Source organism: Streptomyces sp. DT190, from assembly GCF_049846985.1.
Lineage (GTDB): Bacteria > Actinomycetota > Actinomycetes > Streptomycetales > Streptomycetaceae > Streptomyces.
This window is the reverse complement of sequence record NZ_JBNCNM010000020.1, coordinates 88,035-114,084: the sequence shown is the minus strand read 5'-3', so window position 1 is coordinate 114,084 and position 26,050 is coordinate 88,035. Positions and strand designations below refer to the sequence as shown.

20 protein-coding genes and 1 riboswitch are annotated in these 26,050 nt (G+C 75.0%); of the genes, 16 read left to right on the top strand and 4 right to left on the bottom strand.

Annotated features, from left to right (window positions below):
• Nucleotides 1-152: 152 nt before the first annotated feature.
• Entirely contained in the window at nt 153-1,751 is a 1,599-nt protein-coding gene (locus tag ACPXCS_RS29470; protein ID WP_425945711.1) for an ABC-F family ATP-binding cassette domain-containing protein, read from the bottom strand.
• A 234-nt stretch (nt 1,752-1,985) separates the two neighbouring features.
• Here ACPXCS_RS29470 and ACPXCS_RS29465 point away from each other — a divergent pair, with 234 nt between their 5' ends.
• On the top strand, nt 1,986-2,399 hold the full coding sequence (locus tag ACPXCS_RS29465) for a VOC family protein (protein ID WP_425945709.1): 414 nt from the start codon (nt 1,986-1,988) through the stop codon (nt 2,397-2,399).
• Here the strand turns inward: ACPXCS_RS29465 and ACPXCS_RS29460 are convergent.
• The 3 genes from ACPXCS_RS29460 to ACPXCS_RS29450 form a co-directional block, all read right to left on the bottom strand.
• Nucleotides 2,396-3,796, bottom strand: a complete 1,401-nt coding sequence (locus tag ACPXCS_RS29460) for a hypothetical protein (protein ID WP_425945708.1) — start codon at nt 3,794-3,796, stop codon at nt 2,396-2,398. The two genes, ACPXCS_RS29465 and ACPXCS_RS29460, sit on opposite strands and share 4 nt — an antisense overlap.
• Nucleotides 3,797-4,041: 245 nt before the next feature.
• On the bottom strand, nt 4,042-5,169 hold the full coding sequence (locus tag ACPXCS_RS29455) for an alpha/beta hydrolase (protein ID WP_425945707.1): 1,128 nt from the start codon (nt 5,167-5,169) through the stop codon (nt 4,042-4,044).
• A 69-nt stretch (nt 5,170-5,238) separates the two neighbouring features.
• Nucleotides 5,239-5,970: a class II aldolase/adducin family protein gene (locus tag ACPXCS_RS29450; RefSeq protein ID WP_425945706.1), complete on the bottom strand. Its 732-nt coding sequence runs from the start codon at nt 5,968-5,970 to the stop codon at nt 5,239-5,241.
• Nucleotides 5,971-6,272: 302 nt separating this feature from the next.
• Here ACPXCS_RS29450 and ACPXCS_RS29445 point away from each other — a divergent pair, with 302 nt between their 5' ends.
• From ACPXCS_RS29445 to cobC, 15 genes are all read left to right on the top strand, one after another.
• Nucleotides 6,273-7,502: an anion permease gene (locus ACPXCS_RS29445; RefSeq protein ID WP_425945705.1), complete on the top strand. Its 1,230-nt coding sequence runs from the start codon at nt 6,273-6,275 to the stop codon at nt 7,500-7,502.
• A 33-nt stretch (nt 7,503-7,535) separates the two neighbouring features.
• The gene (locus tag ACPXCS_RS29440; protein ID WP_059422310.1) at nt 7,536-7,757 is read left to right on the top strand and encodes a hypothetical protein; all 222 of its coding nucleotides are present in this window, start codon (nt 7,536-7,538) and stop codon (nt 7,755-7,757) included.
• A 116-nt stretch (nt 7,758-7,873) separates the two neighbouring features.
• A riboswitch (cobalamin riboswitch) is annotated at nt 7,874-8,032 on the top strand.
• 100 nt (nt 8,033-8,132) lie between these two features.
• Nucleotides 8,133-9,068: a cobalamin biosynthesis protein gene (locus tag ACPXCS_RS29435; RefSeq protein ID WP_425945704.1), complete on the top strand. Its 936-nt coding sequence runs from the start codon at nt 8,133-8,135 to the stop codon at nt 9,066-9,068.
• Nucleotides 9,069-9,070: 2 nt separating this feature from the next.
• A complete protein-coding gene (locus ACPXCS_RS29430) occupies nt 9,071-10,579 on the top strand; it encodes a cobyric acid synthase (protein WP_425945703.1) in 1,509 nt (502 codons plus the stop codon).
• On the top strand, nt 10,576-14,247 hold the full coding sequence (gene cobN, locus ACPXCS_RS29425) for a cobaltochelatase subunit CobN (protein WP_425945702.1): 3,672 nt from the start codon (nt 10,576-10,578) through the stop codon (nt 14,245-14,247). Before ACPXCS_RS29430 ends, cobN begins: the two co-directional genes overlap by 4 nt.
• On the top strand, nt 14,244-16,232 hold the full coding sequence (locus ACPXCS_RS29420; protein WP_425945701.1) for a putative cobaltochelatase: 1,989 nt from the start codon (nt 14,244-14,246) through the stop codon (nt 16,230-16,232). Before cobN ends, ACPXCS_RS29420 begins: the two co-directional genes overlap by 4 nt.
• Nucleotides 16,232-16,831, top strand: a complete 600-nt coding sequence (gene cobO, locus ACPXCS_RS29415; protein ID WP_425945700.1) for a cob(I)yrinic acid a,c-diamide adenosyltransferase — start codon at nt 16,232-16,234, stop codon at nt 16,829-16,831. Before ACPXCS_RS29420 ends, cobO begins: the two co-directional genes overlap by 1 nt.
• Complete coding sequence (locus ACPXCS_RS29410) at nt 16,828-18,204, top strand: cobyrinate a,c-diamide synthase (protein ID WP_425945699.1); 1,377 nt, start codon at nt 16,828-16,830, stop codon at nt 18,202-18,204. The genes cobO and ACPXCS_RS29410 overlap by 4 nt, the downstream gene beginning before the upstream one ends.
• Nucleotides 18,201-18,932: a precorrin-2 C(20)-methyltransferase gene (gene cobI / locus ACPXCS_RS29405; RefSeq protein ID WP_425945698.1), complete on the top strand. Its 732-nt coding sequence runs from the start codon at nt 18,201-18,203 to the stop codon at nt 18,930-18,932. The genes ACPXCS_RS29410 and cobI overlap by 4 nt, the downstream gene beginning before the upstream one ends.
• 53 nt (nt 18,933-18,985) lie before the next feature.
• Nucleotides 18,986-19,804 carry a precorrin-4 C(11)-methyltransferase gene (gene cobM / locus ACPXCS_RS29400; RefSeq protein WP_425945697.1) on the top strand — a complete coding sequence of 273 codons (819 nt, stop codon included), beginning with the start codon at nt 18,986-18,988 and terminating at the stop codon, nt 19,802-19,804.
• The gene (gene cbiE, locus ACPXCS_RS29395; protein ID WP_425945696.1) at nt 19,801-21,036 is read left to right on the top strand and encodes a precorrin-6y C5,15-methyltransferase (decarboxylating) subunit CbiE; all 1,236 of its coding nucleotides are present in this window, start codon (nt 19,801-19,803) and stop codon (nt 21,034-21,036) included. The genes cobM and cbiE overlap by 4 nt, the downstream gene beginning before the upstream one ends.
• Complete coding sequence (gene cobJ, locus ACPXCS_RS29390) at nt 21,033-22,733, top strand: precorrin-3B C(17)-methyltransferase (RefSeq protein ID WP_425945695.1); 1,701 nt, start codon at nt 21,033-21,035, stop codon at nt 22,731-22,733. The genes cbiE and cobJ overlap by 4 nt, the downstream gene beginning before the upstream one ends.
• Nucleotides 22,730-23,317: a precorrin-8X methylmutase gene (locus ACPXCS_RS29385; protein WP_037756942.1), complete on the top strand. Its 588-nt coding sequence runs from the start codon at nt 22,730-22,732 to the stop codon at nt 23,315-23,317. The genes cobJ and ACPXCS_RS29385 overlap by 4 nt, the downstream gene beginning before the upstream one ends.
• Nucleotides 23,314-24,246 carry a sirohydrochlorin chelatase gene (locus ACPXCS_RS29380; RefSeq protein ID WP_425945694.1) on the top strand — a complete coding sequence of 311 codons (933 nt, stop codon included), beginning with the start codon at nt 23,314-23,316 and terminating at the stop codon, nt 24,244-24,246. Before ACPXCS_RS29385 ends, ACPXCS_RS29380 begins: the two co-directional genes overlap by 4 nt.
• The gene (gene cobC, locus ACPXCS_RS29375) at nt 24,236-25,291 is read left to right on the top strand and encodes an Rv2231c family pyridoxal phosphate-dependent protein CobC (RefSeq protein WP_425945693.1); all 1,056 of its coding nucleotides are present in this window, start codon (nt 24,236-24,238) and stop codon (nt 25,289-25,291) included. The genes ACPXCS_RS29380 and cobC overlap by 11 nt, the downstream gene beginning before the upstream one ends.
• Nucleotides 25,292-26,050: the final 759 nt, after the last annotated feature.

Below are 26,050 nucleotides of genomic sequence, written 5' to 3'. Positions count from 1 at the left end.
CGCGGCCGAGCCCGGAAGGATCAGGGGCTCGGCCGCGAAATCGATGTAGGACACACCTCGGTACGAGGAGATCTCACACAGATGATGGATCACCGATGGGCCGAATGATCCATACGCTGTTGATCACGTATTCGATCAAGTGGTGCTGACGCTCACGCCAGCGCGACGAGATCCGCGTAGTCCGCGCCCCACAGGTCCTCGACGCCGTCCGGCAGCAGGATGATGCGCTCCGGCTGGAGCGCCTCGACCGCGCCCTCGTCGTGCGTGACCAGGACGACGGCGCCCTTGTAGGTGCGCAGCGCGCCGAGGATCTCCTCGCGGCTGGCCGGGTCGAGGTTGTTGGTCGGCTCGTCCAGCAGCAGCACGTTCGCCGAGGACACCACGAGGGTGGCGAGGGCCAGACGCGTCTTCTCGCCGCCGGAGAGGACCCCGGCCGGCTTGTCGACGTCGTCGCCGGAGAACAGGAACGAGCCGAGCACCTTGCGGACCTCGACGAGGTCCATGTCGGGCGCGGCGGAGCGCATGTTCTCCAGGACCGTGCGGTCCGGGTCGAGGGTCTCGTGCTCCTGGGCGTAGTAGCCCAGCTTGAGGCCGTGGCCGGGGACGACCATGCCGGTGTCGGGCTGCTCCACGCCGCCCAGCAGCCGCAGCAGGGTGGTCTTGCCGGCGCCGTTGAGGCCGAGGATGACGACGCGGCTGCCCTTGTCGATGGCCAGGTCGACGTCGGTGAAGATCTCCAGCGAGCCGTACGACTTCGACAGGCCCTCGGCCATCAGCGGGGTCTTGCCGCACGGCGCGGGCTCGGGGAAGCGGAGCTTGGCGACCTTGTCGGACTGACGGACCGCCTCCAGGCCGGAGAGCAGCTTGTCGGCACGGCGGGCCATGTTCTGCGCGGCGACGGTCTTGGTGGCCTTGGCGCGCATCTTGTCGGCCTGCGAGTGCAGCGCGGCGGCCTTCTTCTCGGCGTTGGCGCGCTCGCGCCTGCGGCGCTTCTCGTCGGCCTCGCGCTGCTGCTGGTAGAGCTTCCAGCCCATGTTGTAGACGTCGATCTGGGCGCGGTTGGCGTCCAGGTAGAACACCTTGTTCACGACCGTCTCGACCAGGTCGACGTCGTGGGAGATCACGATGAAGCCGCCGCGGTAGGTCTTGAGGTAGTCGCGCAGCCAGACGATCGAGTCGGCGTCGAGGTGGTTGGTCGGCTCGTCGAGCAGCAGCGTGTCCGCGTCGGAGAACAGGATCCGGGCCAGCTCGATACGGCGCCGCTGACCGCCGGAGAGGGTGTGCAGGGGCTGGCCGAGCACGCGGTCGGGCAGGTTGAGCGCGGCGGCGATGGTGGCGGCCTCGGCCTCGGCGGCGTACCCGCCCTTGGTGAGGAACTCCGTCTCCTGGCGCTCGTACTGCTTGAGCGCCTTCTCGCGGGTGGCTCCCTGCCCGTTGGCGATGCGCTGCTCGTTCTCGCGCATCTTGCGGATCAGGACGTCCAGGCCGCGGGCGGAGAGGATGCGGTCGCGCGCCAGGATGTCGAGGTCCCCGGTGCGCGGGTCCTGCGGGAGGTAGCCGACCTCGCCGGATCGGGTGATGGTGCCGCCGGCGGGCATGCCCTCGCCGGCCAGGCACTTGGTGAGGGTGGTCTTGCCCGCGCCGTTGCGGCCGACCAGGCCGATGCGGTCGCCCTTGGCGACGCGGAAGGAGGCGTTTTCGATGAGGACGCGGGCACCGGCGCGCAGCTCGATACCGGAGGCGGAGATCACGGACAGACTCCAGGGCGGATGCGGGGGCGGGAAGGGCGGCTGAGGACGTTCCCGCCGTCTAATGCGCGAGGAGAATGGCCATGGGGGACATTCTAACGGGGCCGTGCAAGCACTTTTTCTGTGTGCGGGTGTTCGGTTCGTCTCGACGGGTCGTCGCCGGTGCCCGCTGCCAGACTGGACGAGGCATCCGGATCGTCGAGACCTGCGACGACCGGGCACGAGGGAGTGATCGGTATGGCAGGCACGTCCGGCGGGCGCCCCAGCATCTACCCGACGCTGCTCTACGGGGACGCGAAGGCGGCGATCCGCCAGCTCACGGAGGCCCTCGGCTTCACGGAGCTGTCGGTGTACGAGGGCGAGGACGGCTCGGTGCTGCACGCCGAGCTGGTGCAGGGCAACGGCGCGGTGATGATCGGCACCCGCGGCACCGGCAGCGTCTTCGACCGGGCCATGAAGGGCGCCGGCACCACGGGGGTGTACGTGGTGGTGGACGACGTCGACGCGCACCACCGCCGCGCCGTGGAGCACGGCGTGGAGATCCTGATGCCCCCGACGGACCAGGACTACGGCTCCCGGGACTACATGGCCCGGGACGTCGAGGGCAATGTGTGGAGCTTCGGCACGTACGCGCCCGAGACGGGCGGCTAGCTGCCGCCCGTGTGCACCTGGAAGGCGGCCCGGCGCACGGCCTTGGCCAGGGCCGGGTCGGGGTGGGCGGCGGCGAGCGCGACCAGCACCTGCACGGTGCGCGGATGCCCCACGGCCCGTACCTCGTCCAGCAGCATCGGCACGGTCGGCTGCACGGCGGACTCCAGGTGCCGCACCAGCAGCGGGGCCTCCCCGTGGTCGGCGACGGCGGCGGCGGTGTCCACCCACAGCCACGTCGCCTCCTGCCGGGTGAGGACCTCGTGGGCGTCCTCCGGGTCGGCGCCGTCGTGCTCGGCCAGCCACAGCAGCGCGTACGGCCTCAGCGTGGGCTCGTCGAGCACGGCGCGGACGTCCGGCTCGGCGGGGGCGCCGACCACGCGCAGCGCCTCGAAGGCGAGGCCGCGCAGCAGGGCGTCCTCGCCGCGGGCGGCGTCGAGGAGCTCGGTGACGGCGCTGCCGACGGTGCGGGCGGCGAGCCAGGCGCGGTACTCGGCGCGGGCCGCGTTCGGGCGCAGCTGGGCGCAGCCGCGGAGCATGTCCTCGGCGCCCTGCTCGATGTTCCCCGCGGGGCTCTGCGCGGCGACGCAGATCTGCTCCAGCTTGACCCAGACGGCCCAACTGCCGAGCGGGGTGAGCGTGGCCTGGCCGTCGCCGTAGGTGAGGGCGCCGACGGAGGCCAGGGCGCGCAGGGCCCAGTCGAGCAGGGGCGCGAGCGGGGCGTCGGTGGGTGCCGGCTCGGCCACGGGCTCGGGCTGGGGGCCGTAGGGGATCTCGCAGCGCTCGGTGCGCAGTTCGGTGACGCGCTGCTCCAGCAGGTCGAGGAGCTGCTCGACCGGGACGGGACCGGCGGACAGCTGGAGGAAGGAGAGCACCTGCGGCATGGCCGAGACGACCTCGGCGACGGCCGCGGGCTCGTGCTCCTGGGGTTCCGGGCTGGCCAGCGACCAGGCGTCGAAGAGGGCGACCCAGCCGCGCAGGACGGCGCTGTCGTCGCGGTTCCAGGCGCGCAGCCGCCAGCCGGGGCGGGCGCTGTCGCCGTGCACCTCGATGAGGCCGGCGAGCCGGGCGGTGTCCCAGTCGGCTCTGACCTGAGCCGGGGTCAGGCCGAGATCGCGAGCCGCCCGTTCGGCGGTCGCCTCGGAGAGGGTGGCCTTGCCGTCGGCGGTGGCGCTGTCCCCTCCGGGGCCGAGGGCGGCGTCGGCCCAGCGGGCGACGCGGGCCGCGTCGGCCAGACCTGAGCGTGCCATTCTGGCCAGCTCCGCCGGTGCCGGGGTGCCCTCCGGGGGGCGCGGGGCGGGTCGGCGCGAGCGCTGCTGGTTCATCGCTCGGGGGGCGGCGGCCAGGGGTCGCGGGCGGACGAGTCGGAGCCTGGAGTCGCGCGGGATACGGGACGTCACGGGGGCAGTCTTCCGGTTGACGGTCCGAAAACCCAAACGGAATGTCACGGCGGGCGACGGGGAAGGCCAAGGCACCGGTTCCCGGGAACGGTCGAGGGCCGGGAACCGGCCAGTGGTACGGCGCTAAACGGAATCCTCGCGACCGGTCGGTGAAGGGCGGGGCCGGGACGTGGTTGCGAGGGGGCGAAGGGGGCGTGAACCGGGGGTGCGTCCGGCCGTGGCGCGGTGGGCGGCGGGAGGCCGGGTCACATGAGCGGGGTGAGGAAGCGCCTCAGGGCCTCTTCGTAGCCTTGGGGGTCGGCGTTCCACATGGCGCCGTGCGGGGCGTTGCCGACGGTGTGCAGGGAGACCATGTCGGGGCGGGCGTCGGCGAGCCGCCGGGAGAGCCGCCAGGGGGCGACCGTGTCGCCGGGGCCGTGGAAGAGCAGGGCCGGCACGCGGAGGCCGTCGGAGGCGACGGGGGCCGTGCGGCGGTCGCCGGACAGGCCGGTGCGGCCCTGGGCGGCGCGCACGGCGAGGGGCAGCAGCGCGCCCGGGGTGCGCCGGGCCGCGGCCAGGGCGCGCAGGGTGGTCTCCCAGCTGAGCACCGGGGAGTCCAGGACCAGTCCGGAGACACGCTCGCGCAGTCCGGAGCGCTCGGCGGCGCGCAGGGCCATGGTGGCGCCGGTGGACCAGCCGTGCAGGACGACCTGCCGGGCCCCGTAGCGCACGGCGTAGCGGATCGCGGCGTCCAGGTCGCGCCACTCGGTCTCGCCGAGGTGGTTCAGGCCGTCGGGCGGGCGCGGGGCGCCGAGGTCGCCGCGGTAGGCGAGGGCGAGCACCGGGAAGCGGCTGCGGTGCAGGAAGCCCAGGACGTTGAGCGCGAGCTCGCGGGTGGCGCCCAGGCCGTGCACGGCGATCACCCAGGTGTCCCGGGCGCCGGGGACGAACCACGCGGGCAGGGCGCCGAGTTCACCGGGTACGTCGACGTCGGCGTGTTCGAGTCCGAGGGCGGAGCCGGGGTCGCCGACGTGCACGTTCGGGGTGAGCCAGGCCTTGTCGCCGGGCTTCAGCGTGCCGTGCGTGACGCTCTCCAGGCGGCGTACGACGGTGTCCGCGGTGTGCGGGGCGCCGGCCAGCACGGGGCCGACGATCGCGTGGGAGCCGTCGCCGGACAGGCCGTAGCGGCCGGGCCGCAGGGCGGCCAGGTCCCGGGTGAGGGTGATCTGCCCGGCGGCCGTGCCGTGCACGGTGAGCCGGGGCTCGGTCGGCAGGGGCCGGCCGGGGGGCGCCTTGAGCGCGGCGTCGCTGGCGAGCCGGCCGGCGGCCACCGCCGCGGCACCGGCCCCCAGCACGGCGGTGACGGCAGCGGCCGTCGCTCTGGCAGTGCGCACGGCTCCAGTGTCCCGGCGCGGTCCCCGGGCGACCAGTGGAGCGCGGCGGCGGGGTGACTCCGCGCGGGGTCAGCGGCGCTGGCCGTAGCCGCGCAGCCGCTCCTGCACCTGCGCGAGCTGCTGCCCGGACAGCAGGCTCGGGGTGCGGCCCGGCACCGACGCGGCGGTGAGCCACAGGCGGCACATCCACTCCAGCTGCGCCGTGCGGTCGTAGGCCTGGTCGAGGGTGGCGCCGTGGGTGACGGTGCCGTGGTTCTGCAGCAGGCAGCCGGAGCGGCCGGCGAGGGCGCGCAGCATGTTCTCGGCCAACTCGTCGGTGCCGTACGTGGCGTAGGGCGCGACCCGGACCGGTCCGCCGAGCGCGGCGGCCATGTAGTGGATCAGCGGCAGCTCGGTCACGAGCGTGGACACGGCCGTGGCGTGCACGGCGTGGGTGTGCACGACGGCACGGGCGTCGGTCGTGCGGTACACGGCGAGGTGCATGGGCAGCTCGCTGGTGGGGACGAGCGTGCCGAGGACCTGTCGGCCGTCGAGGCCGACGCCGGTCACGTCGCCGGGCGTGAGGCGGTCGTAGGGGACGCCGGAGGGCGTGACGAGGACGGTGTCCCCGACCCGAACCGAGACGTTGCCGGACGTGCCGACGACGAGCCCCTCGGCGACCGTGCGGCGGGCGGTCGCGACGAGGTCCTCCCAGGCACGTGCCTCCTCGGGGCGGGCGCTCCCGCGCCGCTCCTGTCCCGCCTGCGGTCCGCCGCCCCGGACGCCCCGCGTGTCGCGTTCGCCGTCTCGCTGCTCAGCCATGCCGCGATCCTGCCAGGCGGCGGTCCGGCGCACCGGCGTACGGGTCGTATGCGATGCGGCTGCGGTGCGGACGGGCGGCTCCGGTGCCGCGCGGCGGTGACGGAGCGTCCTCGGCGGGTCACTCGATCGGCTGAAGAGGGGCGCGCCGGGAGCCTAGGTCGCGGGGGTGCGGGGAGCCTGACGGCAGGGCGGAACGTCGAACCCCCGTTGTGGACACCCATGCGCCCCTCCCAGTTCATCTTCCGTTCACTCGGGTTACTTACGTTCGTCCAGCCAATGACCTCGAACGATTGCCTGGGTAAATGGAAAGCTTCTCGCTGATCCTCGCGATTGTGGTGGTAACCGCACTCGCGTTCGATTTCACGAACGGTTTCCACGACACCGCGAACGCGATGGCCACGACCATTTCCACGGGCGCCATGCGACCGAAGGTCGCGGTCGCCATGTCCGCGGTCCTGAACCTGGTCGGCGCCTTCCTGTCCGTCGAAGTCGCCAACACGATCTCCAAGGGCCTCGTCGACGAGGCCGGCATCCGTCCCGAAGTCATCTTCGCCGCCCTGGTCGGCGCGATCCTGTGGAACCTGCTGACGTGGCTGGTCGGCCTGCCGTCCAGCTCCTCGCACGCCCTGATGGGCGGCCTGATCGGCGCCACGATCGCCTCGGCGGGCGTCGGCGCGGTGCACGGCGACGTGCTGGTGACCAAGGTGCTGATCCCGGCGATCGCCGCCCCGCTGGTCGCGGGCCTCGCGGCGATGCTGGCCACGCGCCTGACCTACTCCTTGGGCCGCAAGGCCGACGGCAAGGCGTCCGAGAAGGGCTACCGGGCCGGTCAGATCGCCTCGGCGGGCCTGGTCTCCCTGGCACACGGCACCAACGACGCGCAGAAGACGATGGGTGTCATCACCCTGGCCCTGGTCGCCGGCGGCGCCGTCGCCCCCGACTCCGACCCGCCCATGTGGGTCATCCTCTCCGCGGGCGTCGCGATCGCGCTCGGCACCTACCTGGGCGGCTGGCGCATCATCCGCACCATGGGCAAGGGCCTGACCGACCTCCAGCCGCAGCAGGGCTTCGCCGCCCAGACCAGCGCGGCCACGGTCATCCTGGCCTCCTCGCACCTCGGCTTCTCCCTCTCCACAACCCACTCCGTCTCCGGCGCCGTGATGGGCGCGGGCCTCGGCCGCAAGGGCGGTGTCGTGCGCTGGTCCACGGCGACGCGGATGTTCGTCGCCTGGGGCCTGACCCTGCCGGCGGCCGCCCTGGTGGGCGCGCTCGCCGAGTACGTCACCGGCTTCGGGAGCTGGGGCACCGCCGTGGTGGCCGTCTTCCTCGTCGCCTCCTCGGCGGCGATCTGGAAGCTCTCCCGCCGCGAGGTCGTCGACCACACCAACGTCAACGACACCGGCGACGCGGAGCCGGCCGGCGTGGTGACCACGGCGATGGCCGCGGTGACGCCCCCGCCGGCGGGCGACGTACCGCCGTTCCCGGCCCAGGCGACCGCCGAGCGGACGCATTCCACGACCACCACGGTCTGACCCCGCCCACCGCTCGACAAGGAAGAAGCAGAGATGAAGATCGACTGGGCGGCCCTCGGCTCCGTCTTCGGGGTGAGCCTCGTGGTCACCGTGGCCCTCGTGGGTCTGTTCACCCTCGGCATCACCGGCCTGTCGCGCCGCGAGCGCGCGGTGGCCCAGGGCGGGTCCGCGGGCCTCGCCGTCACGGGCGCCTACGCGTGCTTCGCGGCGTGCGCCGCGGCCGTCGGGTACGGCATCTACCTGATCGTGGCCTGACGGCCCGACCGCACATCGTGTCCGCCGGGCGGCACGGGACCTCGGTCCCGTGCCGCCCGGTCGTCGTGTGCGCCAGGGGGCCGGTGTGGGGTTCTCCACACTCTCCCCTCGCAGGTCAAGGGCAAGTTGACGGCGGTTCGCGGCCGTGGTGGACTTCCGGGGCCAGTACGGCGGCAGGAGAGGAAGCCGGTGTGAGTCCGGCGCGGTCCCGCCACTGTCACCGGGGTAGCCATCCCCCGGGAGCCAGGAACTCTCACCGCCGGTCACGTCGAACCAGGGCGCGGACACCCTGAGTGAGGACACGTATCGCCATGCGCGGCTGCCGATCGAGGTTCAGCACCCCACCCCTGCCTGCCCCGTTGGGCGGCTGACCCCATGGGTGCCGGTCGCGTCTTCGCGTACGGTGCCGCCGCCGGCCTGATCGGTGACCTGCTGCTCGGCGATCCCCGCCGGGGGCATCCGGTCGCCGCGTTCGGGCGGGCCGCGGCTGCCGTGGAACGGGTGCTGTGGCGGGACCACCGCGGGTGGGGCGCGCTGCACACCCTCGTCTGCGTGTCGGGAGCCGTCGCCCTCGGAGCCGCCGCCGAGCGTGCGGTGCGAAGCTCCGCCGTCGCCTCCGTCGCCCTGACCGGAGCCGCCACCTGGGCGGTCGTCGGGGGCACTTCGCTCGCCCGGGAGGCCGAGGCCGTCGGGCGTGCCCTGGAGGCGGGCGACATCGAGGCGGCCCGGGCGCGGTTGCCGCATCTGTGCGGACGCGACCCGCAGGCCCTGGACGCCGACGGCATCGCCCGGGCCGTGGTCGAGTCCGTCGCCGAGAACACCTCCGACGCGGTCGTGGGGGCGCTGGTGTGGGGGGCCGTCGCCGGGGTGCCGGGGCTGCTCGGGTTCCGCGCCGTCAACACCCTCGACGCCATGGTCGGGCACAAGTCCGCCCGCTACCGGCGCTACGGGTGGGCCTCCGCGCGTCTCGACGACCTCGCGGGGTGGCCGGGGGCGCGGCTGACCGCCGTCCTCGCGGTGCCGGCCGGACCGGACCCGCGCGGAGCCGTGCGCGCCTGGCGGGCGGACGCGGCGCGGCATCCGAGTCCCAACGCCGGGCCCGTGGAGGCCGCGTTCGCGGGGGCGCTCGGCGTGCGCCTGGGCGGGACGCTCTCCTACGGCGGGCGGGTGGAGCACCGGCCCGTGCTGAACTCCGGGGGGCGTGCCGTCGCCCGGCGCGACGTCCAACGGGCCGTGCGGCTCTCGCGCCGCGTCACCTGGCTGGCGCTCGGCGTGTGCGCCGGAGCGCGGTTGCTGAAGAGGGGGAAGTGAGCATGAGCGGTGGGCTTCTCGTCGCCGGGACCACCTCCGACGCGGGCAAGAGCGTCGTGACGGCCGGGATCTGCCGGTGGCTGGTGCGCCAGGGCGTCAAGGTCGCGCCCTTCAAGGCGCAGAACATGTCCCTGAACTCCTTCGTGACGCGGGAGGGCGCCGAGATCGGGCGGGCGCAGGCCATGCAGGCCCAGGCCTGCCGGGTCGAGCCGACCGCGCTGATGAACCCCGTGCTGCTCAAGCCCGGGGGCGAGCAGAGCAGTCAGGTCGTGCTGCTGGGCAAGCCGGTGGGTGAGCTGAGCGCGCGCGGCTACCACGGCGGGCGGCAGCAGAAGCTGCTCGGGACGGTGCTGGACTGCCTGGAGCAGTTGCGGGGCACGTATGACGCGGTGATCTGTGAGGGGGCCGGTTCTCCCGCCGAGATCAACCTGCGGCGGACCGACATCGTCAACATGGGCATCGCCCGCAACGCCGGGTTGCCGGTGCTCGTCGTCGGCGACATCGACCGGGGCGGGGTGTTCGCCTCGTTCTTCGGGACGGTGGCGCTGCTGTCCCCCGAGGACCAGGCGTGCGTCGCCGGGTTCCTGGTCAACAAGTTCCGTGGGGACGTCTCCCTGCTGGAACCGGGCCTGGACATGCTGCACGGGCTGACGGGCCGGAAGACGTACGGCGTGCTGCCGTTCCGGCACGGGCTGGGGATCGACGAGGAGGACGGACTGCGCGTGTCCCTGCGGGGTGCGGTGCGCGAGTCCGTCGTCGCGCCGCCCGTCGGTCAGGACGTGCTGCGCGTCGCCGTGTGCGCGGTCCCCCTCATGTCCAACTTCACGGACGTCGACGCGCTGGCCGCCGAACCGGGCGTCGTGGTGCGGTTCGTGGACCGGCCCGAGGAGCTGGCCGACGCCGACCTCGCCGTCGTGCCCGGCACCCGGGGGACGGTCCGGGCGCTGGACTGGCTGCACGAGCGGGGGCTCGCCGACGCCCTGGCCCGCAGGGCCGCCGAACAGCGGCCCGTGCTCGGGGTCTGCGGCGGCTTCCAGATCCTCGGCGAGCACATCGAGGACGACGTCGAGAGCCGCCGGGGCCGGGTCGACGGGCTCGGGATCCTGCCCGTGCGGGTGCGGTTCGCCCGCGAGAAGACCCTCACCCGGCCGGAGGGCGAGGCCCTCGGCGAGCGGGTGGAGGGCTACGAGATCCACCACGGGGTCGCCGACGTCACCGGCGGCGAACCCTTCCTCGACGGCTGCCGGGTCGGCCAGACCTGGGGCACGCACTGGCACGGCTCGCTGGAGTCGGACGGCTTCCGGCGGGCGTTCCTGCGCGAGGTGGCGGCCGCCGCGGGCCGCCGTTTCGTGCCGGCTCCGGACACCTCGTTCGCCGCGCTGCGCGAGGAGCAGCTCGACCGGCTCGGCGACCTGATCGAACAGCACGCGGACACGGACGCGCTGTGGCGGCTCATCGAGTCCGGCGCGCCGCAAGGACTGCCCTTCATTCCACCGGGAGCACCCGCATGAGCACAGTGTTGTTGTTGTCGACCGCCGACACGGACCTGCTGGCGGCCCGGGCCGCCTCCGGTGCCGACTACCGGATCGGCAATCCGACCCGCGTGGACGTGCGCGAGGAGCTGCCGGCGCTGCTGGACGGTGCCGACCTCGCCGTCGTGCGGCTGCTCGGCGGGAAGCGGGCCTGGGAGGACGGGCTCGCCGCGCTGAGGGCCGCCGGGATCCCCACCGTGCTGCTGGGCGGCGAGGCGGTGCCCGACGCGGAGCTGATGGCCGAGTCGTCCGTGCCCGCCGGGGTCGTCGCCGAGGCGCTGAAGTACCTCGTGGAGGGCGGGCCGGAGAACCTCACCGAGCTGGCCCGGTTCCTGTCCGACACCGTGCTGCTCACCGGTGAGGGCTTCGCCGCGCCGCGCAAGATGCCCGAGTACGGCGTCCACGGCGAGCGGGCGCACCACGCCGGCCGCCCCACCGTCGGCGTGCTCTTCTACCGGGCCCACGAACTGAGCGGCAACACCGCCTTCGTGGACACCCTGTGCGACGCGATCGAGGCGCACGGCGCCAACGCCCTGCCCGTGTACTGCGGTTCGCTGCGCGGCGCCGACGAGGGGCTGTACGAGATCCTGGGCCGGGCGGACGCCCTGGTCGCCACCGTCCTGGCGGCCGGCGGCACGCACGCCTCGCAGGCCTCGGCGGGCGGGGACGAGGAGGCCTGGGACATCGGCGCGCTGGCCGAGATGAACGTGCCCGTGCTGCAGGGCCTGTGCCTGACCTCCTCGCGGCAGGCCTGGCAGGAGTCGGACGCCGCCCTCTCCCCCATGGACGCCGCGATGCAGGTGGCGATCCCGGAGTTCGACGGGCGGCTGATCACCGTGCCGTTCTCCTTCAAGGAGCAGGGCCCGGACGACGTGCCCGTGTACGTGGCCGACCCGGAGCGGGCCGCGCGCGTCGCCGGTGTCGCCGTGCGGCACGCCCGGCTGAAGCACAAGGACAACGCGGAGAAGAAGCTCGCGCTGGTCTTCACCGCCTATCCGACCAAGCACTCGCGGGTCGGCAACGCGGTCGGGCTGGACACCCCGGCCTCGGCGGTGCGGGTGCTGGACGCGCTGCGGGACGCCGGGTACGCCGTCGAGGGCCACCCGGACGAGGGCGACGAGCTGATCCACCGGCTCATCAGCGCCGGCGGGCACGACGTGGAGTGGCTGACCGAGGAGCAACTGGCCGCCGCGCCCGCGCGGGTGCCGCTGGCGGACTACCGGGCCTGGTTCGACAAGCTCGACCCGGAGCTCAAGGACGCCATGACCGAGGCGTGGGGTGAGCCGCCGGGCAGCCTCTACGTCGACGGGGACGACATCGTGCTGGCGTCCCTGCAGTTCGGGAACGTCGTGGTGATGATCCAGCCGCCGCGCGGCTTCGGCGAGAACCCGATCGCGATCTACCACGACCCGGACATGCCGCCGTCGCACCACTACATGGCGGCCTACCGCTGGCTGGAGGCTGCGACATCGGAGGGGGGCTTCGGCGCCGACGCCATCGTCCACATGGGCAAGCACGGCACCATGGAGTGGCTGCCGGGCAAGGGCCTCGGGCTCAGCGGCGGCTGCGCCCCGGACGCGGTCCTCGGCGACCTGCCGCTGATCTACCCGTTCATCGTCAACGACCCGGGCGAGGGCACCCAGGCCAAGCGCCGCGGCCACGCCACGGTCGTCGACCACCTGGTGCCGCCGATGGCGCGCGCCGACACCTACGGCGACCTGGCCAAGCTGGAGCAGCTCCTCGACGAGTACGCGCTCGTCTCCGACCTGGACCCGGCCAAGGCCCCGGCCGTGCGGGCGCAGATCTGGACGCTGGTGAAGGCGGCCGAGCTCCACCACGACCTGCACGTCGACGAGCAGCCGGACGACGAGGCGTTCGACGAGTTCGTCATGCACATCGACGGCTATCTGTGCGAGATCAAGGACGTGCAGATCCGCGACGGCCTGCACATCCTGGGCGGCGGGCCGGTCGGCGAGCCGCGCGTGAACCTCGTGCTGGCCGTGCTGCGCGCCTCGCAGGTGTGGGGCGGGCAGGCCAACGCGCTGCCGGGCCTGCGGGCGTCGCTGGCTCAGCACTTCGGGCTGGTGGAGAAGGAACTGCTGGCCGAGCCGGGCGCGGCGGTGAAGGTGCCCGTCGAGCTGACGGAGCTGGTGGACGGCCCGGCTCGCAGCGCCGCCGACGCGATCGACCTGCTGGAACAGCTGTGCCGGCGGATCGCGGAGGGCATGGAGGAGCGCGGCTGGGCGGTCGAGGAGAGCGCGCCGCTGGTGCGGGAGGTCCTCGGCGGCGAACTGCCCGAGGCGGTCGCCGTGCTGGAGTTCGCCTGCACCGAGGTCGTGCCCCGGCTGGAGCGGACCACCGACGAGATCGGGCACATCCTGCGCGCCCTGGACGGCGGTTACGTCCCGGCCGGCCCCTCCGGCTCGCCCACGCGCGGTCTGGTCAACGTCCTGCCGACGGGCCGCAACTTCTACTCCGTCGACCCCAAGGCGATCCCGTCCCGGCTCAGCTGGGAAGTCGGGCAGTCGCTCGCGGACTCGCTGGTGCAGCGCTACCTCCAGGACACCGGCGCGTACCCGGAGTCCGTCGGCCTGACGGTGTGGGGCACCTCGGCGATGCGCACCCAGGGCGACGACATCGCCGAGATCCTGGCGCTGCTGGGCTGCCGGCCGGTGTGGGACGACGCCTCGCGGCGCGTGACCGGGTTCGAGGTGGTTCCGCTCGCGGAGCTCGGCCGGCCGCGCATCGACGTCACGGTCCGCATCTCCGGGTTCTTCCGGGACGCCTTCCCGCACGTGGTGGGGCTGATCGACGACGCCGTGCGCACGGTGGCCGAGCTGGACGAGCCGGCCGAGTCCAACTACGTCCGGGCGCACGCCGACGAGGACACCGCCGAGCACGGTGACCGGCGCCGGGCCACCGCCCGGATCTTCGGCTCCAAGCCGGGCGCCTACGGGGCCGGTCTGCTGCCGCTGATCGACGCCCGCAACTGGCGCTCCGACGCGGACCTCGCCGAGGTGTACGCGGTGTGGGGCGGTTACGCCTACGGGCGGGGGCTCGACGGGCGGGCCGCGCGCGGGGACATGGAGACGGCGTTCCGGCGGATCGCGGTCGCCGCGAAGAACGTCGACACCCGCGAGCACGACCTGGTCGACGCCGACGACTACTTCCAGTACCACGGCGGCATGGTCGCCATGGTCCGCCATCTGACGGGCACGAGCCCCGAGGCGTACGTCGGCGACTCGGCCACGCCGGACCAGGTGAAGACGCGCACCCTGGGCGAGGAGACGCACCGTGTCTTCCGGGCCCGGGTGGTCAACCCGCGCTGGATGGCGGCCATGCGGCGGCACGGCTACAAGGGCGCCTTCGAGATGGCGGCCACCGTCGACTACCTGTTCGGGTACGACGCCACGGCCGGGGTCGTGGACGACTGGATGTACGAGAAGCTCAGCGCCGAGTACGTCTTCGACCCGGAGAACCGGGACTTCATGAAGAAGTCCAACCCGTGGGCGCTGCGCGGCATCACCGAGCGGCTGCTGGAGGCCGCGGAGCGCGGGCTGTGGGCGGAGCCGGACGCCGAGACGCTGGAGCGGCTGCGCGCCACCTACCTGGAGCTCGAAGGCGACCTGGAGGGCGACGACAAGTGACCACCCCGTTTCCGTTCACGGCCGTCGTCGGCCAGGACGACCTGCGGCTCGCGCTGCTGCTGAACGCCGTCTCGCCGGCGGTCGGCGGTGTGCTGGTGCGCGGCGAGAAGGGCACCGCCAAGTCGACGGCGGTGCGGGCGCTGTCGGCGCTGCTGCCGGCGGTCTCCGTCGTTCCCGGGTGCCGTTTCTCCTGCGACCCGGCAGCCCCCGACCCGGGCTGCCCGGATGGCCCGCACGAGCCGGGCGCCGGGGCCGAACGGCCCGCCCGCATGGTCGAGCTGCCCGTCGGCGCCTCCGAGGACCGGCTGGTGGGCGCGCTGGACATCGAGCGGGCGCTGTCGGAGGGCGTGAAGGCCTTCGAGCCGGGCCTGCTCGCCGACGCGCACCGCGGGATCCTCTACGTCGACGAGGTCAACCTCCTCCACGACCACCTGGTCGACCTGCTGCTGGACGCGGCCGCGATGGGCGCCTCCTACGTCGAGCGCGAGGGCGTCTCGGTACGGCACGCCGCGCGGTTCCTGCTCGTCGGCACCATGAACCCCGAAGAGGGCGAACTGCGGCCGCAGTTGCTGGACCGGTTCGGGCTGACCGTCGAGGTCGCGGCCTCCCGGGAGCCGGACCAGCGGGTCGAGGTCGTGCGCCGGCGGCTGGCCTACGACGACGACCCGGCCGCCTTCGCGGCCCGCTGGGCCGAGGAGGAGGCCGCCGTACGGGCGCGGATCGTGGCGGCGCGGGAGCTGCTGCCGTCGGTGCGGCTGGGTGACGGGGCGCTGCGGCAGATCGCGGCGACCTGCGCGGCCTTCGAGGTGGACGGCATGCGCGCCGACATCGTGATGGCCCGCACCGCGACCGCGCTGGCGGCCTGGGCCGGGCGGACGGACGTGCTCGCGGAGGACGTCCGGCAGGCGGCGCTGCTGGCGCTGCCGCACCGGCGGCGGCGCAACCCCTTCGACGCTCCCGGGCTGGACGAGGACAAGCTCGACGAGACGCTGGAGGAGTTCGGCGGCTCCGAGGACGACGACCCGGACCCGGGGCCGGACGGGCCCGGCGGGGGCGGCGGGCAGCCGGACCCCGGCGAGGGCCCCGAGGGCGGTGACACCGGCGCGCGGCCCGAGGCCGGGGAGGGCGGGCAGCCGCAGCCGTCGGGAGGCGGCGAGCAGGCGGCCGCACGGCCCTCCGAGCCGTTCCGCACCAAGGTGCTGAGCGTGCCCGGCATCGGCGAGGGCGCGGCCGGGCGGCGCTCGCGGGCGCGGACCGAGCACGGGCGCACCACCGGGGCGCGGCGCCCGCGCGGCGCGCTCACCAAGCTGCACCTGGCGGCGACCGTGCAGGCCGCCGCCCCGCACCAGCGGGCGCGTGGGCGGTCCGGGCCGGGCCTGGTGGTGCGCCGGGACGATCTGCGGCAGGCCACCCGCGAGGGCCGCGAGGGCAACCTCGTGCTGTTCGTCGTGGACGCCTCCGGTTCGATGGCGGCCCGGCAGCGGATGAGCGCCGTGAAGGGCGCGGTGCTGTCGCTGCTGCTGGACGCCTACCAGCGGCGGGACAAGGTGGGGCTGGTGACCTTCCGGGGCACCGGCGCGGACGTCGCGCTGCCGCCGACCTCGTCGGTGGACGCGGCGGCGGCCCGGCTGGAGTCGCTGCCGACCGGTGGGCGGACGCCGCTCGCGGCGGGGCTGCTGCGCGCGCACGACGTGCTGCGGGTGGAGCGGCTGCGGGATCCGGCGCGGCGGGCGCTGGTCGTGGTGGTGACGGACGGGCGGGCCACCGGCGGCCCCGAGCCGGTCGCCCTGGCCGGGCGCGCGGCGCGGCTGTTCGCGGCCGACGGGGTCGCCTCCGTGGTCGTGGACTGCGAGTCGGGACCCGTGCGGCTGGGGCTGGCCGGGCAGCTCGCGGGCGAGCTGGGCGGTACGGCCGTGACGCTGGACGAGCTGCGGGCGGACAGCATCGCAGGGCTGGTGAAGGACGTGCAGAGGAGGGCCGCGTAATGCCGCAGGGACAGCCGAGTGTGGTGCCCGACGACGGACTGACGACCCGGCAGCGGCGCAACCGGCCGCTGGTCGTGGTGCACACGGGCGTCGGCAAGGGCAAGTCCACCGCCGCGTTCGGGCTCGCGCTGCGGGCCTGGAACCAGGGGTGGCCGATCGGGGTGTTCCAGTTCGTCAAGTCGGCGAAGTGGAAGGTCGGCGAGGAGAACGCGCTGCGGGTGCTGGGGGCGTCCGGGGAGGGCGGGTCCGTCGACTGGCACAAGATGGGCGAGGGCTGGTCCTGGGTGCAGCGCGACGCGCAGATGGACAACGAGGAGAAGGCCCGGGAGGGCTGGGAGCAGGTCAAGCGGGACCTGGCGAACGAGACGTACCGGCTGTACGTGCTCGACGAGTTCGCGTACCCGATGCACTGGGGCTGGGTCGACACCGACGAGGTCGTCGACGTCCTGCGGAACCGGCCGGGCACCCAGCATGTGGTGATCACCGGGCGGAACGCGCCCGAGAGGCTCGTGGACTTCGCCGACCTGGTGACCGACATGTCCAAGGTGAAGCACCCCATGGACGTCGGGCAGAAGGGGCAGAGGGGCATCGAGTGGTGAGTTCCTCCGTCCCCCGGCTGGTCGTCGCCGCGCCCTCCTCGGGCAGCGGCAAGACCACCGTCGCCACGGGGCTGATGGCCGCGTTCGCCGCGCGGGGGCTCGCCGTGTCCCCGCACAAGGTCGGGCCGGACTACATCGACCCCGGGTACCACGCGCTCGCCACCGGGCGGGTGGGGCGGAACCTCGACGCGTACCTGTGCGGACCCGGCCTGGTCGGGCCGCTGTTCCTGCACGGGGCGCGGGGCTGCGACCTGGCCGTCGTGGAGGGCGTGATGGGGCTGTACGACGGGGCGGCCGGGGAGGGGGAGCTGGCCTCCACCGCGCAGGTGGCGAAGGTGCTGCGGGCGCCGGTGGTGCTGGTCGTCGACGCGTCGTCGCAGTCGCGGTCGGTGGCGGCGCTGGTGCACGGGTTCGCGTCCTGGGACCCCGAGGTGCGGATCGGGGGCGTGATCCTGAACAAGGTCGGCTCCGACCGGCACGAGGAGCTGCTGCGGGAGGCGCTGGACTCGGCCGGGGTGCCCGTGCTGGGCGTGTTGCGGCGCGTGGGGCAGGTGGAGACGCCGTCGCGGCATCTGGGTCTGGTGCCGGTCGCCGAGCGGCGGGCCGCGGCGGTGGAGGCCGTGGCGGCGATGGCCGCGCAGGTCGCCGCCGGGTGCGACCTCGACGCTTTGGCGGGCCTGGCACGGAGTGCGGGTGCGTTGCCGTGTGCGCCATGGGACGCGGCCGAGGCCGTTGCCTCGCCCCGGCCGCCTCGTCCGCAAGCGCCGGACCGGCCGGTCGTCGCCGTCGCCGGGGGTGAGGCCTTCACCTTCTCCTACGCCGAGCACGCCGAGCTGCTCGCCGCCGCCGGGGCCGACGTGGTGCGGTTCGATCCGCTGCGGGACGGGGAACTGCCCGAGGGGACGCGCGGGCTGGTGATCGGGGGCGGCTTCCCCGAGGTGTACGCCGCCGAGCTGTCCGCCAACGAACCGCTGCGCAAGGCCGTCGCCGAGCTGGCGCGCGCCGGTGCTCCCGTGGCCGCCGAGTGCGCCGGGCTGCTGTACCTGTGCCGGGAGCTGGACGGGCTGCCGATGTGCGGGGTGCTGGACGCCGGGGCGCGGATGAGCGAGCGGCTCACGCTGGGCTACCGGGACGCCGTCGCGGTCGGCGACAGTGTGCTCGCGGCGGCCGGGACGCGGATGCGCGGGCACGAGTTCCACCGCACCGTCGTGGAGCCCGGCTCCGGGGCGGAGCCCGCCTGGGGCGTCCGCACCCCCCGGCCGCGGGTCGAGGGTTTCGTACAGCGTGGTGTGCACGCGAGCTATCTGCACACGCACTGGGCGTCCGAGCCCGGTGTCGCCCGTCGGTTCGTGGAGAGGTGCCGGACGTCATGAGCAGCAGGCTGGTCGGGATCGGGGTCGGGCCCGGTGATCCGGAGCTGGTGACCGTCAAGGGCGTCAACGCCCTGCGCGCGGCGGACGTGGTCGTCGTGCCCGTGATGGACACCGGGGAGCGCGGGCGGGCCGAGGCGACCGTGGTGCACTACGTGCCCGAGGAGAAGGTCGTCCGGGTCGTGTTCGCGCTGAACGAGCGGAGCGACCGGGGCCGGCGTGAGGCCGCCTGGGACGCGGCCGGGGCGCGCGTCGCCGAACTGCTGCGCGAGCACGCCGCGGTGGCCTTCGCGACCATCGGCGACCCCAACGTGTACTCGACCTTCACCTACCTCGCGCAGACCATCGCCGAGCTGGTGCCCGGCACCGTCGTCGAGACCGTGCCCGGCATCACCGCCATGCAGGACCTCGCCGCGCGGTCGGGTGCCGTGCTGACGGAGGGGACCGAGCCGCTCACGCTGGTGCCCGTCACCGCGGGGGCGACCGTGCTGAAGGAGGCCCTCGCCGGGCCCGGCACGGTCGTCGCCTACAAGTTCGGCCGGCAGGCGCACGAGGTCGCCGAGGCGCTGCGCGAGACCGGGCGGATCGAGGACGCGGTGTGGGGCTCGGCGCTGGGCCTGGCGCAGGAGTCGATCCGCCCGGCCGCCGACCTCGACGGCGCTCCCCTGCCCTATCTGTCGACGCTCATCGCGCCCGCCCGGCGTGAGGGCGGCCGGGGCGGAAAGCTCTGACGCCGCCCGCCCGTTCGTCACCGACCCACCCCCTGTACGAGAGGACCCACCCCATGGCCGACGCCCCCGCCGGCAAAGTGACCTTCGTCGGTGCCGGCCCCGGCGCCGCCGACCTGCTGACGTTCCGCGCCGCGCGCGCCATCGCCGAGGCCGACGTCGTGATCTGGGCGGCCAGCCTGGTCCAGGCCGAGGTCCTCGACCACGCGCGCGAGGACGCGGAGATCCTCGACTCGGCGACCATGTCCCTGGAGGACGTCGTCGCCGTGTACGAGCGGGCCCGCGGCGAGGGCCTGAAGGTGGCCCGCATCCACTCGGGCGACCCCGCCCTGTGGGGCGGTACGCAGGAGCAGCTCGACCGGTGTGCCGAGCTGGGCATCGCGACCGAGATCGTGCCCGGTGTCTCCTCCTTCTCCGCCGTGGCGGCGCTGGCGCAGCGCGAGCTGACGATCCCCGAGGTCGCCCAGTCCGTGGTGCTGACCCGGCTCGGCGGCGGCAAGACGCCCATGCCGCCCGGTGAGGAGGTCCGCGAGTTCGCCAAGCACGGCACGACCATGGCGGTGTTCCTGTCCGCCGCCCGCAGCGGGCAGCTGGTGCGGGAGCTGCTGGAGGGCGGCTACCCGACGACGACCCCGGTCGTGGTGGCGTACCAGGCGACCTGGCCGGAGGAGCTGGTCGTGAAGTGCACGATCGGCACGCTGGAGGAGACGGTCAAGGAGCACAAGCTCTGGAAGCACACGCTGTTCCTGGTCGGCCCGGCCCTCGACGCGCACGGCACCCGTTCGCACCTGTACCACCCGGGGCACTTCCACGGCTACCGCAAGGCCGACCCCGAGGCGCGCCGGGCGCTGCGTGAACGGGGGGCGAGTACGTGATCACGGTGGTCGGCACGGGCACGGGGACGGCGCCCGGCGACGCCGTCCTCGCGGGTGCCGAGCTGGTCGTGGGCGGGCGGCGGCATCTGGACGCCGTACGGCTGCCCGACGGGGTGGAGCGGATCGTGCTCGGGCCGCTCGCCCCGGCCCTCGACACCATCGGGGAGTACGTCGCGAAGGACCGCCCGGTGCTGGTGCTGGCCTCCGGGGACCCCGGGTTCTTCGGGATCGCGCGGGTGCTGGCCGAGCGGTTCGGGCCGGAGCGGCTGGACGTGCGGCCCGGGGTGTCGTCCGTCGCCGCCGCCTTCGCGCGGACCGGGCTGCCGTGGGACGACGCCGTGGTGGTGAGCGCCCACGGACGGGATCTGCGGACGGCCGTCCAGGTGTGCCGGGCGCGGCCGAAGACGGCCGTGCTGACCGGCCCCGGCGCCGGCCCGGCCGAGCTGGGTGCCGCGCTGGCGGGCGAGGACCGGGTGCTGATCGTCGCGTCGGGGCTCGGCTCGCGGCACGAACGCGTGGAGCGGGTGACGCCCGCCGAGGCAGCCGCCCGGGACTGGGGCACGGCGGTGAACGTGGTGCTGTGCCTGGACGAGAGCCGGGCGCTCGGGCCCGTGCGGACGATCGCGGGACCTGGGGAGCGGCCGGCCGGCTGGGCCCTGGCCGAGGCGGAGTTCGCGCACCGCGACTCGATGATCACCAAGTTCGAGGTGCGGGCGCTGGCCCTGGCCCGGCTCGGTCCCCGGCTGGGCGACCTGGTGTGGGACGTGGGCGCGGGGTCCGGCTCGGTGGCCGTGGAGTGCGCGCGGCTCGGCGCGGCGGTCGTCGCCGTGGAGAAGGCGCCCGACGGCGTGGAGCGCATCCGCGCGAACGCCGCCGCGCACGGCGTGGACGTGCGCGTGGTGCACGGCGCCGCGCCGGCCGCGCTGGCGGAGCTCGCCGACGACCCGGACGCCGTGTTCGTCGGGGGCGGCGGGCGGGAGCTGCCCGGCATCGTCGCCGCGTGCGCCCGGCGGGCCCGGCGCGCGGTGGTCGTCGCGATGGCCGCGCTCGACCGGGTGCCGGCCGCGCGCGAGGCCCTGACCAGCTCCGGGTTCTCCTGCGACGGGGTGCTGTTGCAGTCGTCCCGGCTCGCGCCGCTGCCGGGTGACGTGACCCGGCTGGCGGCGACCAATCCGGTTTTCCTGTTGTGGGGCGTCCGTGAGCCCCTGGATCGTGAGGGAGTTGCCCAGTGATCGGCCTCATTTCCGCCACCGCGGCGGGGGCGGCGGCGCGGGACCGGCTGGCCGCGGCGTGGCCGGACCGCACCCGCGTGTACGAAGGGCCCGTGGGGGACGCCGTCCGCCGGGCGTTCGCGGAGTGCGAGCAGCTCGTGTGCTTCCTGGCGACCGGCGCGGTCGTGCGGATCGTCGCCCCGCTGCTGGCGGACAAGGCGAGCGACCCGGGCGTGGTCTGCGTCGACGAGGGCGGGCGGTTCGCCGTGTCCCTGGCCGGCGGGCACGGCGGCGGCGCCAACGCACTGGCCCGCGAGGTCGGTGAGGTGCTGGGCGCCGAACCCGTCGTGACCACCGCGACCGACGCGGTGGGTCTGCCCGGCCTCGACACGCTCGGGCTCCCCGTGGAGGGCGATGTCGCCGTGGTCTCGCGGGCCCTGCTCGACGGCGAACCGGTGGCGCTGCGGGCCGAGGTGGCCTGGCCGCTGCCGCCGCTGCCGGTGGCCGCCGAGGGCGCGTACGCGATCCGGCTGACCGACCGGCTCGTCCCGCCGGTGCCGGGCGAAGTCGTGCTGCGGCCCCCGTCCCTCGTCGTCGGCGTGGGTGCGTCCTCGGGCGTGCCCGCCGAAGAGGTGCTGGAGCTGATCGGGACGGCGCTGCGGGAGGCGGGGCTGTCGGCCCGCAGCCTCGCCGAGCTCACCACGGTCGACGCCAAGGCCGAGGAGCCCGGCATCGTCGAGGCCGCGCGGCACCTGGGCGTGCCGCTGGTGACGTACCCGGCGGAGGACCTGTCCGCGGTCGACGTGCCCAACCCGTCCGACGCGCCCCTGGCCGCGGTCGGCACGCCCTCCGTCGCGGAGGCCTCCGCGCTGCTGCGCGGCGGTGAACTGCTCGTGCCCAAGCGGAAGTCGCGGCGCGCCGACGGGACCGCGGCGATGGCGACCTGCGCCGTCGTACGCCGGCCCGGGCGCGGGCGGCTCGCCGTGGTCGGGCTCGGGCCGGGCGCCCGGGACCTGCTGACGCCGCGCGCGAAGGCCGAACTGCGGCGCGCCGCGGTGCTCGTCGGGCTCGACCAGTACGTCGACCAGATCCGGGACCTGCTGCGGCCCGGCACCCGGGTGCTGGAGTCGGGGCTCGGGGCCGAGGAGGAGCGGGCCCGCACCGCCGTCGAGGAGGCCCGCAAGGGTCAGGCCGTCGCGCTGATCGGCAGCGGCGACGCGGGCGTGTACGCCATGGCCTCCCCCGCGCTCGCCGAGGCCTCCGACGACATCGACGTGGTCGGTGTGCCCGGGGTGACGGCGGCCCTCGCGGCGGCCGCGATCCTCGGTGCGCCGCTCGGCCACGACCACGTGTCGATCAGCCTGTCCGACCTCCACACGCCGTGGGAGGTCATCGAGCGCCGGGTGCGCGCGGCGGCCGAGGCGGACCTCGTGGTCACCTTCTACAACCCGCGCTCCCGCGGCCGGGACTGGCAGCTGCCGAAGGCCCTGGCGATCCTCGCCGGGCACCGCGCGCCCGGGACGCCGGTCGGTGTCGTCCGCAACGCCTCGCGGCCGGACGAGTCCGCCCGGCTCACCACGCTGGAGGCCCTCGACCCGGCGACGGTCGACATGATGACGGTCGTGACCGTGGGCAACACGGCGACCCGGGACATCGCGGGGCGCATGGTCACGCCGCGCGGCTACCGCTGGCAGACCGGGCGGGAGGGCGCCGAGTGAACCGCGTCGTGCATCCCATCGAGGTGGAGTCCTACCGGCGGCTGCGTGCCCGGCTGGACACCTCGCACTTCCCGCCGCTGACCCGGGCGGTCGTGGAGCGGGTCATCCACTCCGCCGCCGACCTCGACTACGCCACCGACCTCGTCATGGCCGAGGCCGACCTGGAGAAGGCGCACGCCGCTCTGCACGCCGGGGCGCCCGTCGTCGTGGACGTGGAGATGGTCGGGGCCGGCATCACCCGCCGCGAGACCGTCTGCCGGCTGCGGGACGCCGAGGCCGGACCCGGGCTGACCCGGTCCGCGCACGCCATCAGGCTCGCCTACGAGCAGGTCGGCCCGGGCGCCCTGTGGGTGATCGGCAACGCCCCCACCGCGCTGGAGGAACTGCTGACCCTGGACGCCGACCCGGCGCTCGTCATCGGCCTGCCCGTCGGGTTCGTCGGCGCCGTCGAATCGAAGGCCGCGCTGCGCGAGAGCGGGCTGCCCGCCGTGAGCAACGTGTCCGAGAAGGGCGGTTCGGCGGTCGCCGCCGCCGCGCTCAACGCCCTGCTGTACCACCCCACTTCCGCCGAGGAGAAACTGTGACCACCCCGCCCGCCCTGCTCATCGCCGGCCACGGCACCCGGGACGACGCCGGAGCCGAGGCGTTCCGCGACTTCGTACGGGAACTGGGGGCCCGCCACCCCGAGCTGCCCGTCGCGGGCGGCTTCATCGAGCTGTCCCCGCCGCCGCTGGGCGAGGCCGTGACCGCGCTCGTGGAGCAGGGCGTCCGGCGCTTCGCCGCGGTGCCGCTGATGCTGGTGTCGGCCGGGCACGCCAAGGGCGACATCCCGGCCGCGCTGGCCCGCGAGAAGGAGCGGCACCCGGGCATCTCCTACACCTACGGGCGCCCGCTGGGCCCGCACCCGGCGCTGCTGAGCGTGCTGGAGCGGCGGCTGGAGGAGGCGCTGGGCGCCGGCTCCGGGCGCACGCCCGGGGACCGCTCGGACGTGACGGTGCTGCTGGTGGGGCGCGGGTCGACGGACCCGGACGCCAACGCCGAGGTGCACAAGGCGGCGCGGCTGCTGTGGGAGGGGCGCGGCTACGCGGGGGTCGAGACGGCGTTCGTGTCGCTGGCGGCGCCGGACGTGCCGAGCGGCCTCGACCGGTGCGTGCGGCTGGGCGCGCGCCGGATCGTGGTGCTGCCCTACTTCCTGTTCACGGGCATCCTGCCGGACCGGGTGCGGCAGCAGACGGAGGGCTGGGCGGCGGCACACCCGGAGGTCGAGGTGCGCTCGGCCGACGTCATCGGGCCGGAGCCGGAGCTGCTCGACCTGGTGTGGGAGCGGTACGAGGAGGCCGTCAAGGGTGACCTGCGGATGAACTGCGACTCGTGCGTGTACCGCATCGCGCTGCCGGGCTTCGAGGACAAGGTGGGGATGCCGCAGCAGCCGCACTTCCACCCGGACGACGACGACCACCACCACGGGCACGGGCACGGGCACCACCACGGCGCGCACTCGCATGCGCACTGAGACCGGGCACGACCTGCGCCACCACGGGGACGCGGAGGTCCGGGACGACGGCGACTCGCTGGTCGACCTGGCCGTGAACGTCCGCGCGGACACGCCGCCGGCGTGGCTGCGCGAGCACATCGCGGCGTCGCTGGGCGGGCTCGCGGCCTACCCGGACGGGCGGGCCGCCCGCGCTGCGGTCGCCGCCCGGCACGGTCTGCCGGTGGAGCGGGTGCTGCTGACGGCGGGCGCGGCGGAGGCGTTCGTGCTGCTCGCCCGGGCGCTGAAGGTGCGGCGGCCGGTCGTGGTGCATCCGCAGTTCACGGAGCCGGAGGCGGCGCTGCGGGACGCGGGGCACACGGTCGGGCGGGTGCTGCTGCGGGAGGAGGACGGCTTCCGGCTGGACCCGGCGGCCGTCCCCGAGGACGCGGACCTGGTGGTGATCGGCAACCCCACGAACCCGACGTCGGTGCTGCACCCGGCGGACGCCGTCGCCTCCCTCGCGCGGCCCGGGCGGGTGCTGGTGGTGGACGAGGCGTTCATGGACGCCGTGCCCGGTGAGCGGGAGTCCCTGGCCGGGCGGGCCGACGTGCCCGGTCTCGTGGTGCTGCGCAGCCTGACCAAGACCTGGGGGCTGGCGGGGCTGCGCATCGGGTACGTGCTGGCTGCGCCGGAGACCGTGGAGGACCTGGAGCGGGCCCAGCCGCTGTGGCCGGTGTCGACGCCGGCGCTGGCCGCGGCCGAGGCGTGCGTGGGGCCCCGAGCGCTGGCCGAGGCTGCGCAGGTGGCGCACCGTGTCGCTGCGGACCGCGCGCACCTGCTGGCGGGTCTCGCCCGCTTCGCCCCGGCCGGGCTGCGGGTGGCCGGGCCCGCGCAGGGCCCGTTCCTCCTGATCCGCCTGCCGCGGGCGGCTGTCGTGCGCCGACGCCTGCGCGACCTCGGCTACGCCGTGCGCCGCGGGGACACCTTCCCCGGCCTCGACGAGGACTGGCTGCGCCTGGCGGTGCGGGACCGGGCGACCGCGGACGGCTTCCTGGAGGCCCTGGAGCGCGCCCTGGAGCACTGACGGACCGCCGCCCCGGTCGCGTCCCGCATACCGCCGGGCCCACATGCCACCGGACCGGCGGACAGCGGTCCCGCATACCGCCGGGCCCACATGCCACCGGACCGGCGGACAGCCCCGGGCCGACGGGCAGCCCCGAGCTGGCATGGCAGCCTCAGGGCGACGGGCTGCCCCGGGCTGGCGGGCTGCCCAGGGCCGTGACCGGTTGGGCGCTCACCCGCCGCCTGCGGACACTCCGGGGCGACGCGTGACCGGCCCCCACTGCCCCGCCCGTCGACCGGAGGAAGGCGGCCCCGCGTCCCGGAGACGGCCGGGCTCCCGCGGGACCTCACCATGGCGCCGTCCCGCCGCCCCGGGCCGTGACCGGCCCGGCGCTCACCCGCCGCATCCCGACACCCCGGGGCGACGCGGGACCGGCCCCCACTGCCCCGCCCGACGACCGAAGAGAGACGGCCCCGCGTCCCGGAGACGGCCGGGCTCCCGCGGGACCTCGCCATGGCGCCGTCCCGCCGCCCCGGGCCGTGACCGGCCCGGCGCTCACCCGCCGCATCCCGACACCCCGAGCCGCGCGGGACCGGCCCCCACTGCCCCGCCCGACGACCGAAGGGAGACGGCCCCGCGTCCCGGAGAGGGACGGGCTCCCGCGGGACCTCACCGTGCCTGGGCCCGTCCCGCCGCCCCGGGCCGTGACCGGCCTGGCGCTCACCCGCCGCCTGCGGACACCCCGGGGCGACGCGGGACCGGTCCCCACTGCCCCGCCCG

Excerpts from the sequence above, each read along its gene's own strand:
- ACPXCS_RS29465 (WP_425945709.1), top strand. The coding sequence starts at position 1,986 with ATGGCAGGCACGTCCGGCGGGCGCCCCAGCATCTACCCGACGCTGCTC.
- ACPXCS_RS29450 (WP_425945706.1), bottom strand. The coding sequence starts at position 5,970 with ATGGCTGAGCAGCGAGACGGCGAACGCGACACGCGGGGCGTCCGGGGC.
- ACPXCS_RS29445 (WP_425945705.1), top strand. The coding sequence starts at position 6,273 with ATGGAAAGCTTCTCGCTGATCCTCGCGATTGTGGTGGTAACCGCACTC.
- ACPXCS_RS29440 (WP_059422310.1), top strand. The coding sequence starts at position 7,536 with ATGAAGATCGACTGGGCGGCCCTCGGCTCCGTCTTCGGGGTGAGCCTC.
- ACPXCS_RS29435 (WP_425945704.1), top strand. The coding sequence starts at position 8,133 with ATGGGTGCCGGTCGCGTCTTCGCGTACGGTGCCGCCGCCGGCCTGATC.
- ACPXCS_RS29430 (WP_425945703.1), top strand. The coding sequence starts at position 9,071 with ATGAGCGGTGGGCTTCTCGTCGCCGGGACCACCTCCGACGCGGGCAAG.
- cobN (WP_425945702.1), top strand. The coding sequence starts at position 10,576 with ATGAGCACAGTGTTGTTGTTGTCGACCGCCGACACGGACCTGCTGGCG.
- cobO (WP_425945700.1), top strand. The coding sequence starts at position 16,232 with ATGCCGCAGGGACAGCCGAGTGTGGTGCCCGACGACGGACTGACGACC.
- cobI (WP_425945698.1), top strand. The coding sequence starts at position 18,201 with ATGAGCAGCAGGCTGGTCGGGATCGGGGTCGGGCCCGGTGATCCGGAG.
- cobM (WP_425945697.1), top strand. The coding sequence starts at position 18,986 with ATGGCCGACGCCCCCGCCGGCAAAGTGACCTTCGTCGGTGCCGGCCCC.
- cobC (WP_425945693.1), top strand. The coding sequence starts at position 24,236 with ATGCGCACTGAGACCGGGCACGACCTGCGCCACCACGGGGACGCGGAG.